This is a genomic window from Acidovorax sp. Root267, from assembly GCF_001429215.1.
GTDB lineage: Bacteria > Pseudomonadota > Gammaproteobacteria > Burkholderiales > Burkholderiaceae_C > Acidovorax > Acidovorax radicis.
Map to the genome: position 1 here is coordinate 170,481 of NZ_LMJC01000029.1, position 12,483 is coordinate 182,963.

General features: G+C 67.0%; 10 protein-coding genes. All 10 read right to left on the reverse strand.

Annotation, left to right across the window (positions count from 1 at the left end):
- Nucleotides 1-11: 11 nt before the first annotated feature.
- Nucleotides 12-1,184: an acyl-CoA dehydrogenase family protein gene (locus ASE39_RS17145; RefSeq protein WP_057271934.1), complete on the reverse strand. Its 1,173-nt coding sequence runs from the start codon at nt 1,182-1,184 to the stop codon at nt 12-14.
- Nucleotides 1,181-3,193, reverse strand: a complete 2,013-nt coding sequence (locus ASE39_RS17150) for a biotin carboxylase N-terminal domain-containing protein (RefSeq protein ID WP_057271935.1) — start codon at nt 3,191-3,193, stop codon at nt 1,181-1,183. Before ASE39_RS17150 ends, ASE39_RS17145 begins: the two co-directional genes overlap by 4 nt.
- The gene (locus ASE39_RS17155; RefSeq protein WP_057271936.1) at nt 3,190-3,999 is read right to left on the reverse strand and encodes an enoyl-CoA hydratase/isomerase family protein; all 810 of its coding nucleotides are present in this window, start codon (nt 3,997-3,999) and stop codon (nt 3,190-3,192) included. Before ASE39_RS17155 ends, ASE39_RS17150 begins: the two co-directional genes overlap by 4 nt.
- Before the next feature lies 1 nt (nt 4,000).
- The gene (locus ASE39_RS17160) at nt 4,001-5,179 is read right to left on the reverse strand and encodes an acyl-CoA dehydrogenase family protein (RefSeq protein WP_057271937.1); all 1,179 of its coding nucleotides are present in this window, start codon (nt 5,177-5,179) and stop codon (nt 4,001-4,003) included.
- A gap of 53 nt (nt 5,180-5,232) precedes the next feature.
- Nucleotides 5,233-6,363 (reverse strand): hypothetical protein, encoded by a 1,131-nt coding sequence (locus tag ASE39_RS17165; RefSeq protein ID WP_057271938.1) that lies wholly within the window; start codon nt 6,361-6,363, stop codon nt 5,233-5,235.
- Between the two features lie 23 nt (nt 6,364-6,386).
- Entirely contained in the window at nt 6,387-8,000 is a 1,614-nt protein-coding gene (locus ASE39_RS17170) for a carboxyl transferase domain-containing protein (protein WP_010462518.1), read from the reverse strand.
- Nucleotides 7,997-8,926, reverse strand: coding sequence for an SDR family oxidoreductase (locus tag ASE39_RS17175; RefSeq protein WP_010462520.1), 930 nt, complete (start codon nt 8,924-8,926; stop codon nt 7,997-7,999). Before ASE39_RS17175 ends, ASE39_RS17170 begins: the two co-directional genes overlap by 4 nt.
- 24 nt (nt 8,927-8,950) lie before the next feature.
- The gene (locus ASE39_RS17180) at nt 8,951-9,700 is read right to left on the reverse strand and encodes a TetR/AcrR family transcriptional regulator (RefSeq protein WP_057271939.1); all 750 of its coding nucleotides are present in this window, start codon (nt 9,698-9,700) and stop codon (nt 8,951-8,953) included.
- A gap of 1,067 nt (nt 9,701-10,767) precedes the next feature.
- Nucleotides 10,768-11,544, reverse strand: a complete 777-nt coding sequence (locus ASE39_RS17185) for an enoyl-CoA hydratase (protein WP_010462523.1) — start codon at nt 11,542-11,544, stop codon at nt 10,768-10,770.
- 68 nt (nt 11,545-11,612) lie between these two features.
- Nucleotides 11,613-12,479, reverse strand: coding sequence for a thioesterase family protein (locus tag ASE39_RS17190; protein ID WP_082615490.1), 867 nt, complete (start codon nt 12,477-12,479; stop codon nt 11,613-11,615).
- Nucleotides 12,480-12,483: the final 4 nt, after the last annotated feature.

Below are 12,483 nucleotides of genomic sequence, written 5' to 3' on the forward strand. Positions count from 1 at the left end.
GCCTCTCTCCTTCAAATGCCTAGCTGACGTGCAGCCAGGTCCTTCATGATTTCTTCCGCACCGCCGCCGATCATCATGACCTTGACCTCGCGGTAGATGCGCTCGCTGACGGTGCCGCGCATGAAGCCCATGCCGCCCAGGATCTGCACGGCCTGGTCGGCGCAAAACTGCATGGTTTGGGTGGCGTGGTTCTTCAGCATGCAGACATTGGCCACCCACTCGGGGCCGGTGCGGCCTGCGTCGGCCTGCGCGGCCACGGACTCGCACCACGCGGCGGTGGACTGGATGCGCATCTGCATGTCCACCAGCTTGTGGCGGATGACCTGGTGCTCGACCAGCGCAGCGCCAAAGGTCTTGCGCTGGCGCGCCCAGGCCAGGGCTTCGTCGTAGCAGGCCTCGGCAAAGCCCAGGGCCGATGCGGCCAGACCAAAACGCTCGCCGTTGAAGTTGGCCATGATGATGCGAAAGCCCGCGCCCTCTTCACCCAGCAGGTAACGGGCGGGCACGCGCACGTTGTCAAAGCGCAGGTGAGCGGTGTCGGAGCACAGCCAGCCCATCTTGTCGAGCTTGCTGCGCGACAGGCCTGCGCTGTGGCCGGGGATGAGCAGCATAGAGATGCCTGCACTGCCTTTGCTTCCGGCCTCCCCGGTCCTCACAGCCACGGTGATCCAGTCCGCGCGCATGCCGGAGGTGATGAACACCTTTTCGCCGTTGACGATGTACTCATCGCCCTGACGCCGCGCGGTGGTCTTGAGCTGGGCCACGTCCGACCCGCCACCGGGCTCAGTAATCGCCAGTGCCGCGATCTGCTCGCCTGCCAGCACGGGCGGAATAACCTCGGCACGCACCGCATCGCTGCCATGGGCCAACACGGGCGGCAGGCCGATGTTGTGCGACAGCAGGCTGGCCAGCACGCCGCCGCTGGCGCCGTGGCGGCTGAGCGCGCGCCACAGCGGCAGGCGCAAAGCGTAGCTGGCTGGCGTGCCGCCGTACTGCTCTGGGTAGCCCAGGCCCAGCAGGCCCAGGTCGGCTGCGCGGCGGTACAGGCTGAGAGGGAATTCACCGGCGGCATCCCACGCGTCCACATGCGGCGCGATCTCGGTGCGGGCAAAGCGGGTGACGGTGTCGGTGAGGGCGGTACGGTCTTCGTCGCTCACAGAACTTGCATCGGACGTGGCGGTCATGCGGGCGCTCCTTGCGTGGCGGGTGCAAAGCGGGCCAGCACCTGGCCGGGCGACACCTGCTGGCCGGGGGCCACGAGCAGTTCGGCCACGGTGGCGGCTGCGGAGCTGGCCAGGCTGTGTTCAAGCTTCATGGATTCGATGACCACCACGGTGTCGCCCGCCGCCAGCGCCTGGCCTGCGGCCACAGGCAGCGCAACCACCTTGCCGTTGAAGGGGGCGCGCAGCTCCGTCGCACCGCCCGCCGCACCCGCGCGCGCAACGGGTTCCCACGATGCGTCTTCCACCCAGCCGTCCACGCCGCCGGTTTGCCAGTGCCAGCGCAGTGAGCCCACCGGAACGGCGCGCACGGTGTGGTCGGCATGGCGCACATCACCCTCCGCGCCGGTCTGCGTGGTGGTGATGCGCACCATGCCCGCAGCCTGCGGCGCCAGCTGCAGATGGGTGGTGCCGCCCGCATGCTCCACCAACAGCCGCCCCGCGCCCAGCTCGCGCACGGCCAGCGGAACCACCTGGCCCTGGTGGCGCAGGCGCAGCGGCCGGGCCAGCGCGCAGGGTAGTTGCGGAGATGCGGCACCCGAAGAGTTTGAAGCAAAAATGGTCGTTACCGCGCTCTGAATAAGCACTTCAAGCTCTTCATTTGATAGCAAATCTTGCAGCTGCGAGGCGTGCTCTGCGAGAAACGGCACCAGGGCATGCCCCGCGCCAAACACCGGGTGCTGCAGACACGCCGCCAGAAACGCGCGGTTGGTGGGCAGGCCCAGCACACGGGTGCCCTGTAGCGCACGCACCAGGGCGGCGATGGCCTCGGCCCGCGTGGGGGCGTGCACGATGAGCTTGCCCAGCATGGCGTCGTAGTGAGGCGTAACCTCTGCCCCCTCCTCCAGCGCGTGGTCAAAGCGCAGCGCGCCCGGCGCGGCCCGCTCAAACGCGGTGGCAGGCGGCGCGCTGAAGTGCAGCACGCGGCCGGTGTGGGGACGGAAGTGCGCGTCTTCGGCACACAGGCGCACTTCGATGGCGTGGCCTTGCAGATGCACCTGATCTTGCGCGAGCGGCAGCGGCTCGCCACGTGCCACTCGGATCTGCCACTCCACCAGGTCCAGCCCCGTGAGCGCTTCGGTCACCGGGTGCTCCACCTGCAGGCGGGTGTTCATCTCCATCAAGAAGAATTCAGCCCCGTCCAGAAGGAATTCCACCGTGCCCGCACCCACATACCCAGCGGCCTGTGCCAGCGCCACGGCGCAGGCACCCATGCGCTCGCGCAGCGCTGCGTCCACGGCGGGGCTGGGGGACTCTTCGATGATCTTCTGGTGGCGGCGCTGCACGGAGCAATCGCGCTCGCCCAGGTGGATGCACGCGCCGTGAGCGTCGGCAAAGATCTGCACCTCCACATGGCGCGGCTGAAGCAGTGCGCGTTCGATGAGCAGGTCGCCACAGCCAAAGCCCGCCAGCGCCTCCGACCGCGCACTGGCCAGGGCAGCAGGCAACTGCGCCAGGTCGGTGACCAGGCGCATGCCGCGCCCTCCCCCACCCGCCACGGCCTTGACCATGAGGGGCGTGCCGATGCGCGCAGCCTCGGTGGCAAAGCGCTCGTCGCTCTGGTCGTCGCCCGCATAGCCGGGCAGGCAGGGCACGCTCTGCGTCTGGGCCAACGCCTTGGCCCCGGCCTTGCTGCCCAGCGCGCGGATGGCTGCGGGCGGCGGGCCGATCCAGGTCAGGCCCGCATCGACCACGGCCTGGGCGAAGTCGGCGTTCTCGCTGAGGAAGCCGTAGCCGGGGTGCACGGCATCTGCGCCGGTGGCACGGGCGGCGGCCAGCAGCTTGTCGATGCGCAGGTAGGTGTCGGCGCTGGCCGCGCCACTCAGCGCCACGGCCTGGGTGGCTTCGCGCACGTGCAGGGCGTTGGCATCGGGGTCGGAATAGACCGCGACCGTTTCGATGCCCATGCGGTGGACGATGTGAATCACCCGGCGAGTGATCTCGCCGCGATTGGCGATCAGTATCTTTTTCATGGCGTCGCACTCCAGGGCGGCGCCTCGCGCGCAGCGAACGCCGCCAGCCCTTGAGGCGCCTCGGGCCCGCGCAACGCCTGCGAAAAAGCAATTGCCGCTTCGTCCAGCAGTGCGGGCAACGGCGTTTCGGCTTGGGCCAGCAACAAACGTTTGGTGGCGGCTACAGCTTGGGGTGCGGCGGCGGCGTGGCGTGCGATGGCAGCCCGTACAGCCGCATCCATGTCGCCCTCCACCACGTCATCGACCAAGCCCAAGCGCTGGGCGGCAGCAGCATCCCAGCGCTCGCCGGTCAGCAAACACCGCCGCGCAGCAGACGGGCCAAGGCGCCGCACCACAAAGGGCGCGATCTGCGCAGGCACGATGCCCAGCGTGACCTCGGGCGTGGCGAACTGCGCGCTGGTATGGGCCAACACCTGATCGGCGCAGCACACCAGGCCAAAGCCGCCGCCCATGGCCGCGCCCTCCACCGCCACAATGAGCCACTGCGGCAGAGCGCACAGCGCCTGCAGCAGCGCGCCAAAGCGGCGGTTCAGAGGCACCAGCGGGTCGGCTTCGCCGGCGGCCAGGGGCTGGCCAATGGTCTTGGCAAAGCCGCCCAGGCTGCCCCCCGCGCAAAAGTGACCACCCGCGCCGCGCAGCACCACGCCGCGCAGGTCGGCATCGGTTGCAGCCCGCTCACACGCGGCTATCAAACCGTCCACCATCGCCTCGGACAGCGCATTGCGGCTGGCCGGGTCGTTGAGCGTCCAGGTTTCCACGCTGCCGCTGGCCAGCGGCATGCGGTCGATCAGCAGCTTATCGGCCATGTCAGTGCACGGGCCGCTTGGCGATGCCCATGAGCTTGGACAGGATGCCCAGCATCACCTCGTCGGCCCCCCCGCCGATGGACGCCAGCCGCCCGTCGCGGTACATGCGCGAGACCTTGTTCTCCAGCGTGAAGCCCATGCCGCCCCAGAACTGCAGGCAGGTGTCGGGCACCTCGCGGTTCAGGCGGCCGGCCTTGAGCTTGGCCATGCTGGCCAGCTCCAGCACGTCCTGCCCGTTCACGTACAGGTCGCAGGCTCGGTAGGTGAGTGCGCGCAGCGCTTCGACCTCGGTCTTGAGTTCGGCCAGCTTGAACTGCACCCACTGCTGGTCGGCCAGCGTGGCGCCAAACAGCTTGCGCTCCTGCGCGTAGTCGATGGTCCACTGGATGCAGTGGTTCAGCGATTCGAGCGTGCTGGCGGCGCACCACAAGCGCTCTTCCTGGAACTGCTGCATCTGGTAGATAAAGCCCTGCCCTTCGGCACCGATGCGGTAGCGCTGCGGCACGCGCACTTCGTCAAAATAGATCAGGCCCGTGTCGCTGCTGTGCATGCCGATCTTGCGGATCTTCTGTGCCACCTCGATGCCCTTGGTGAGCTTGCCGCCGGGCCCGTCGCGCATGGGCACCATCACCAGGCTCTTGTTCTTGTGCACAGGGCCTTCGCCCGTGTTCACCAGCATGCACATCCAGTCGGCCTGCAGGCTGTTGGTGATCCACATCTTCTGGCCGGTGATCACGTAGTCGTCGCCGTCCTTGCGCGCCACGCTCTTGATGCCCGACACATCGCTGCCCGCCGCAGGCTCGCTCACGCCGATGCAGCCCACCATGTCGCCCGCAATCGCAGGGGCCAGAAAGTTGCGCTTGAGTTCTTCGCTGCCATAGCGCGCCAGCGCCGGGGTGCACATGTCGGTCTGCACGCCGATGGCCATGGGCACGCCGCCGCAGTGGATGTGGCCCAGCGCCTCAGCCATGGCCAGGCTGTAGGAGTAGTCCAGCCCTGCGCCGCCATATTCCTCGGGCTTGCACAAGCCCAGCAGGCCCAGGCTGCCCATCTTCTTGAAGACCTCGTGCGCGGGGAAGATCTCTGCGGCCTCCCACTCGTCCACATGGGGGTTGATCTCCTCGTCGATGAAACGCTTGAGGGTCTTCTGGATCTCGCGGTGCTCGTGTGTGAACTGCATGGTGCTTGTCTCCTGCTGTTGCGTTTGTATGTTTGTCTGCCTGCAAACCTCGATCACGAAAGCTGAAATTGCCCCAGCGGCTGTGGCCGCCCGTTGAGCACCAGCTCCACCTGGTGCGCGCCGGGGTAGTGGGTGCGTGTGGTCATCTGCTGCAGCGACAGCGTCTTGCCCACCGCCACGGTGGCGCCGGGCGGTATGTCCAGCGTCTGCAGCTTGAACACCTTGGGCGCCGCACCGCCGTGGGCCTTGACGTAGTGCACCTTCAGGTCCGCAAGCACGCGCTGGGGCTGGGGTGTGGGGTTGTGCAGTTCGGCCTCGATGCGCACCTTGTCGCCGATGCGCGCGCAGGCGGGCACCACGCGTGCGGCCCGCACGTCCAGCGCCACGGCATGGCCCACGCCCAGGGCATCGAGCGCGCCAGCGTCGCCGCGTTTGATGAGAAAACGCAGGCCGTGGCGCACCAGGGCTGCACGCGGCGCGGGCGCGCCCTGCAGCCATGTGCGCGCGGTGCCTACGGCCAGATCGGGGTGGTCCTTGGCGATATCGCCCAGGTGGTTGGCGACCGAGCGGCGCACATAAGACGATGGGTCGTCCTTGAGCGCATCGAGCAACGGCAGGGCCAGCTGCGGGTTGTTCTGGAATGCAGGCAAACGCGGCGCCCAGGGCAAGCGGGGCCGCGTGCCTTCGCTCACCAGACGGCGCACATGGGCGTTGTCGTCCTGCGCCCAGTCCCGCAGCCGCGCTAGCGTGGCGCCCTGGTGGTGCAGCAGGTAGGGGCGGATGCAGAACTCGGCCGTAAAACGCTGGGTCAAGGCATGCTGGGCAGCCATGGCCGCCTCGAAATGCACCAGGCCCTGCGATCCGATATACAGGCTGTGGGGCAGGTACAGGAAGGCGCTGTAGGGACGGTCACCCGCATGGGGCTCTCCGGCGGCGTCGAGGCCCATGGGCGGGTCCATCGAATCGACCAGCACACCCAGCGCGCGCGGCACGTCTTGCGGCAGGTGGGCCTGCAGGGCCTGCGCAATGCGCTGGCCGCGCGCCATTAGCTCCAGCGATTCGTAGCCGGGCTCTACCTGCTGCAGAAACGCAGTGGTATCGAACTTGCGCCACGCGCGCTGCACCATGGCCGCAATGCGCGGCGGCACGGTGTCGTTGAGCAGGTATTTGAGAGGCTCGGCCATCGGGGAGATTGCGTGCTCAGCGCTTACATCCGCGCCACGCCAAAGCTCAGGGGCCGCAGCGTGCGCGCCTGGGCCTCTGCGCAGGTGTCCAGGCAAAACGCCAGCACGGCGCGCGTGTCGCGCGGGTCGATCACGCCGTCGTCCAGCAGCAGGCCGCTGGTGTAGAACGCATCGGCCTGGGCCTCGAACATGGCGACGATCTTGTCGAACTGGGCCTGCGATTCGGCCGGGTCGGGCGTGATGCCTTTGCGCGCCAGCGCCGCCTCGGTCACGATCTGCATGGTGCGCGCAGCCTGCTCGCCGCCCATCACTGCCGTCTTGGCACCGGGCCAGCTGAACAGGAAGCGCGGCGCATAACCGCGCCCGCACATGCCGTAGTTGCCCGCACCAAAGCTGGCGCCGCACTGGATGGTGATCTGCGGCACGGAGGCGTTGGTCACAGCCTGGATCATCTTGCTGCCGTGCTTGATCATGCCGCCCTGCTCGCTGTCCTTGCCCACCATGTAGCCCGTGGTGTTCTGCAGGTAGATGATGGGGTGGCCCAGCTGGCACATCCAGTGGATGAAGTGTGTGGCCTTGTTGGCGCCCGCCACGTCGATAGGCCCGTTGTTGCTGATGAAGCCCACCGCATGACCCTGGATGTGGCCCTGCGCGCACAAAGTGGCCATGCCGTAGCGGGCCTTGAATTCGAGCAGCTCCGAGCCATCCACCAACCGCGCCATCACCTCGCGCATGTCCACGGGTTGGCGCAGGTCGGCAGACATCAGGGACAGCAGGTCGTCTGCCGGCAACAGAGGTACAGGCGCGCTCGGTCGCCGGGGCATATTCCAGCCCAGCTGCGCGACCACATCGCGCGCCAGGCCGATCGCCTCGCGGTCGTCCTGGGCCAGGTATTCGCCCAGGCCCGAGACGGACGTGTGCATCTCGGCGCCGCCCAGTTCTTCTTCGGTCGCAATCTCACCCGTCGCGGCCATGAGCAGCGGGGGCCCAGCCAGAAAGGCGCGCGAGCGGCCCTGCACCATGATCACCACATCCGACAAGCCCGGCATGTAGGCGCCGCCTGCGGTGCCCGAGCCGTGCTGCACGGTGATGACCGGAATGCCCGCCGCCGACAGCCGCGCGAGGTTGCGGAACAGCGTGCCGCCGTGCACAAAACCTTCTACCCGGTAGCGCATGAGGTTGGCGCCTGCGCTCTCCACCAGGTGGATGAACGGCAAGCGGTTTTGCAGCGCGATTTCCTGCACGCGCAAGATCTTTTCCAGGCCCATGGGCTGGATGGCGCCGGCCTCGATGCCCGAATCGCTGGCCACCACCATGCAGCGCACGCCACCGACAAAGCCGATGCCCGCGACCATGCCGCCACCGGGCACGGACTTCTCGGGGTCTTTCACGTCCTGCAGGTAGCCCGCCAGCGTGCACAGCGGCAGCCAGGGCGCACCCGCATCCAGCAGCAGTGCCACGCGCTGGCGCGGCAGCAGCTGGCCGCGTTTTTCAAACTGGGGCAGCGACCGGGACGAGGCGGCGGCGGCGCGGTCTTCCAGCGCGCGCAGGGCATGAAGGCGGGCCTGCAGCGCCGCGCGGCGTTGGGTGGCCTCGGCGCTGCCTGGGTTGAATCGGGAAGTGAAGACGGCGGTCATGCGGCCTCGGTCTTGGGGGTGTGGGAAGGTGCAAACACCTGCGGCACCTGCGCGCGGTGAAAGCCGTCAAACGGCCGCACGGCCGGGTGTGCTGCGGCAGTGGCACCAGGCGGGCGCTGCGGCCAGCCCATGCGCACCTGGGGCCGCGCGCCGTCAACCCGCAACGTGGTGCCGCTGATGAAGCTGGCTGCCGGGCTGAGCAAAAAGGTGATGGCCGCCGACACCTCGGCCTCATTGCCAAAGCGCCCAAGCGGCACCGTGCGCGGCATGGCACGCAGCATGTCTGCCGCCTCGGGCGGGTAGTTGTCCATGCCGCTGGAGGCGATGTAACCCGGCGCCACGGCGTTCACGCGCACACCGCTGTGCGCCCATTCCAGCGCTGCCGTTTCCGTCAAGCTGACCATGCCCGCGCGCGCAGCCCCGCTGTGCCCCATGCCCGGCATGGAGCCCCACATGTCGGCCACGATGTTGACGATGGAGCCGCCGTGCTGCGCCATCCACTGCCGATAACACTCACGCGCCATCAAAAAGCCGCCCGTGAGGTTGGTGTGCAGCACGGCCTCCCAGCCCTTGGCGCTGATGGATTCGAGCGGCGACATGAACTGCCCGCCCGCGTTGTTGACCAGCGCATCGATGCGGCCCTGCGCAGCAAGGACTTGCTGCACCAGCGCGACCACGGCTTCTTCAGAGCGGATGTCGCACACCTCGCAGGACACACGGCCGCCATCAGCGGTGATCTCTTCGGCCACGGCCAGCAGCTTTTCTGGCTTGCGCCCCACCAGCACCACATGCGCGCCCAGGTGCGCCAGTTCGTGTGCCGTGCACCGGCCAATGCCCGAGCCACCGCCGGTGACCACCACCACCTGGCCCTGGAACAGGCCCGGAGCAAACACAGACTGGTAGGCGTTGCGCGCAGTGGGGGCCATGGTGACTCTGCCTTGATGGGGTTGTTATGAACGGATAAACAAGGCGAGTGCCTCGTCGGTGAGCGCGTCGAGCGACTTGCCCTTCTTGGGCGAGAACCATTGCACCGCCCAGTTGAGCGCCCCAAAGATGAACAGCCGCGCCACACCGGGCTCGGCCTGCAGCGCACCCTGCTTTGCCAGCGCTTCCAGCACAGGCATCCAGGTGGCCTCGTAGCTGTCCTTGATACGGGCAATGCCCTTGCGCTGCGCGGGCGTGAGCGAGCGCCATTCGTACAGCATCACCGGGATGAAGCTGCTGCGGGGCCCGAGCAGGATCTCGAAGTGGTGGCGAATGAGCGTGTGCAACTGCTCGCACGGTGTGGCCGTGGCGGGCAGTGCATTGAGTGCCTGCTGCTGGCTTTGTGTGGCCATGGTCATGCCCTCGCTCATCACGGCGTAGAGCAGCGCGCTTTTGCTTTCGAAGTGGTAGAAGGGCGAGCCGCTGTGCATGCCTGCGGCCGCCGCAATGTCGCGCGTGCTGGTGGCGGCAAAGCCCTGGGTGCGGAAGAGCTTGGCCGCGCCGTCCATGAGCTTGCGACGGCGGTTGCCGTCGTCCAGTTCTTCGGCGGTCTTGCGGGGGCGGCCGCGGGGGCGGCGGGTGGTTTCTTCGGTGGGGGATTGTGTTGTGGTTGCCGAGTTGGCGCTGAGGGGCGCTACGGCCTTGCTGCGGGGGCGGGCCGGGGGCTTCTTGAGAGTGGGGGCGATGGCGCGGGTGCGCGGCACGGGTGAGTCCATGCAGGCACGATAGCAAAACTGTTTATTTTTAGCAAGCAAGTGCTTTGTAAAAATAGACTCTCGAATTAGGTAACGATTTTGGCGGCTGAATTCTTGGATGCATTTTGGCGTCTTCCGTCCATCCATAAAGCGTTGGAAGCTATTGTTTCTATGGTTGCCTGAGTGTCTTTGCAGAGGGCGGAGGCCGGGGTGTGCGCCCGGCGGCGCAGTAACTTTCTCTTGGGTCGCCAAGAGAAAGTCACCAAAGAGAAGGCGACCCTGCTGTCTGCGACCCCTTCGCTGCGCTGCCTCGCTGCGCGCCATTGGCGCTCCGCTCGGACAACTGCGGTAAGTTAGTTCACGAAGCACGTGTGTCCTTCGGCACACATGCCACCCCGCGCCCTGCGCGCCCCAGGCGCATCCAGAAGGGAACCCGCAGCAGCCGGACATCCATTCGGGCCGTCGCTGCGCTCGGCCCCATCTCGCGGGCGCAAGCGCCGCGCGCTGCGCAAGCACGGCCGAGCGAAGCAAAGGCCCGTGTGGCTGTTTGGATGTTCGGCTGTTGGATGTTGGGCTGCCCCCCCTGCTGGCTGCGCCTGCGGCGGGGCGGTTGTGGGGTGGCATGGGCGTCGAAGCGCCCGTGCTTCGTGCTCTGACTCGCCGCAGTTGTCCGAGCGGAGCGCCGCAGGCGCGCAGTGAGTTCTGCGGCGCACCCCGCAACCGCCCCGACGCAGGTTTGCCCCATAGCGAAGCGAAGGGGTCGCAGACTGGGGGTCGCCTTTTCTTTGGTGACTTTCTTTTGGCGAAGCAAAAGAAAGTTACTCGCATGCCGGGCAACTCCCGGCTCCCGCACTCAACACGGGCATGCAGTAGCCACCGCACAAAAGCTTCGACAGGCTCAACCCGAACGAATGGGGCGAGAGTGAACTATAAAAACAATAGCTGCCAGCGCTTTATGTATAAGCGCCGGCAGCCAAAAAAAGCCTTAGAACCAACGATTCAAACCGCGCTGAAATCCGGCTTACGCTTTTACCGAAAGATCCAGCGTTCTGCTCCGCAGCCCTGCGCCGCTACGCGGTGATCTAACTTCAGACTGCGCTGAAGTCAGGTTTTCTCTTTTCCATAAACGCCGAGAACGCCTCCCGCGCCGCAGGCTCGCGCAACATGCGCCCAAAGCTCTCGCCCTCTTCCGCCATCACCTCCAGCACCTTCGCCGTCTGCCCGCCCTTCATCAACCGCTTGGTTTCGATGAGCGACGACAACGGCTTGGCCGCCAGCTTCTTGGCCTGCGCCTGTGCGACGCCATTGCACTCGGTCGGCGGCACCACGCGGTTGACCAGCCCCACTTCCAACGCGGCTTCGGCCATGAACGGCTCGCCCAGCAGCAGCGCTTCCGCAGCGCGGTGGTACCCCAGCATCTGCGGCACCAACAGGCTCGATGCGGCCTCGGGGCACAGGCCCAGATTGACGAAGGGCATAGAGAACGCCGCGTTGTCGCCCGCATAGACCAGGTCGCAATGGAACAGCATGGTTGTGCCGATGCCCACGGCCGGGCCGCAGACCGAGGCGATCACGGGCTTGGGGAAGGTGGCGATGCCGCGCAGAAAACGGAACACGGGCGAATCCTGCGTGGCGGGCGGCTGCTGCAAAAAGTCGCCGATGTCATTGCCCGCACTGAAGATCGCCACATCGCCCTGGAACACCACCACGCGCACGCTGGCATCTGCCTTGGCGGCATCGAGCGCATCGGCCATGGCGGCGTACATGTCGCGCGTGATGGAGTTCTTCTTGTCCACGCGGTTGAAGGTGATGGTGGTCACGCCCGCTTCGGTGTGAGCAAGGATGTCTTGGGTGGCTTCGGTCATGGTGGTAAGGGTTCCGGGGGCTGATGGATGGAGGAAAGAGTGCACGTGCAGAGCAACGGGCCGACTTCCTATTCCTTGTAGTAAACGATCTGGTGGCTGGTGGCCAGCATGGTGCCAGCCTCATTCCACAGCTGCACGGTCTGGTCAAAGAAACCGTTGCGGAACTCCTGCCCGCGCGCCTGGCCGAGCAGGAAGCCCGTGCCCGTGGCCTGCAGCTGCTCTGTCGTGGCGTGGAAGTACACGGTGATCGACACCGTGCCCGCAGGCACCTGGCGCGCACGGCGCAGCCACACGCGGGGGAAGAACACATCAGCCAATGCGGACAGCGCCACGAAGTCGATCGGCCGCGGTGGTGTGTCGCGCATCCACAGCTGCGTCAGGCTGTGGTCGCCGCTGCCATCCCAGGTGCGCGGGATGAAGCCAGCGATGGGGCGCATCTCGTAGCGATTGAGCCATTCCACAGCGCCCAAGGGGGCAACGATGGCTTTTTGCTCTGCGGGGGGTGGCACCTGCGGCATGGGCACATCGCCCACGCTCCAGGTCTCGCGGCGCACGGCCGTGACGGCGGTGGCCGTGGTGGTGACCACCTGCGCGCCGTCGGCACCGGCCTGCAGGATCGACAGCGTCCAGTGCTGGGTAGAGCGGTTGGTGCGCACGGGCGTTGCCTGCACGGTGAACGCACCGGCTGTCAGTGCGCCCGCGTAGTTGACGGTGAGCGACAACGGGTCGCCGAGCCGGTCAGGGTGCTGCAGGATGGCCTGTAGCAGTGTGGCGGCGGTGATGCCACCAAACGGGCCCACCATGTTCCAGTAGCCGGGGTGGGTCTGCCCTTCGTACTGGCCGGTCGGAGCGGACGAGGCCGTCAGTTGCAGCGCCTCGTCCAGCGGGTGGGCTGCGGAGGACGAAGACGAAGAAGTGGATGAAGAGGAAGTCATGCTG

What these genes read in the sequence shown, in the direction of transcription:
- ASE39_RS17160 (WP_057271937.1), bottom strand. Translation starts at nt 5,179, where the DNA reads ATGCAGTTCACACACGAGCACCGCGAGATCCAGAAGACCCTCAAGCGT.
- ASE39_RS17185 (WP_010462523.1), bottom strand. Translation starts at nt 11,544, where the DNA reads ATGACCGAAGCCACCCAAGACATCCTTGCTCACACCGAAGCGGGCGTG.
- ASE39_RS17165 (WP_057271938.1), bottom strand. Translation starts at nt 6,363, where the DNA reads ATGGCCGAGCCTCTCAAATACCTGCTCAACGACACCGTGCCGCCGCGC.
- ASE39_RS17175 (WP_010462520.1), bottom strand. Translation starts at nt 8,926, where the DNA reads ATGGCCCCCACTGCGCGCAACGCCTACCAGTCTGTGTTTGCTCCGGGC.
- ASE39_RS17145 (WP_057271934.1), bottom strand. Translation starts at nt 1,184, where the DNA reads ATGACCGCCACGTCCGATGCAAGTTCTGTGAGCGACGAAGACCGTACC.
- ASE39_RS17190 (WP_082615490.1), bottom strand. Translation starts at nt 12,479, where the DNA reads ATGACTTCCTCTTCATCCACTTCTTCGTCTTCGTCCTCCGCAGCCCAC.
- ASE39_RS17170 (WP_010462518.1), bottom strand. Translation starts at nt 8,000, where the DNA reads ATGACCGCCGTCTTCACTTCCCGATTCAACCCAGGCAGCGCCGAGGCC.
- ASE39_RS17155 (WP_057271936.1), bottom strand. Translation starts at nt 3,999, where the DNA reads ATGGCCGATAAGCTGCTGATCGACCGCATGCCGCTGGCCAGCGGCAGC.
- ASE39_RS17180 (WP_057271939.1), bottom strand. Translation starts at nt 9,700, where the DNA reads ATGGACTCACCCGTGCCGCGCACCCGCGCCATCGCCCCCACTCTCAAG.
- ASE39_RS17150 (WP_057271935.1), bottom strand. Translation starts at nt 3,193, where the DNA reads ATGAAAAAGATACTGATCGCCAATCGCGGCGAGATCACTCGCCGGGTG.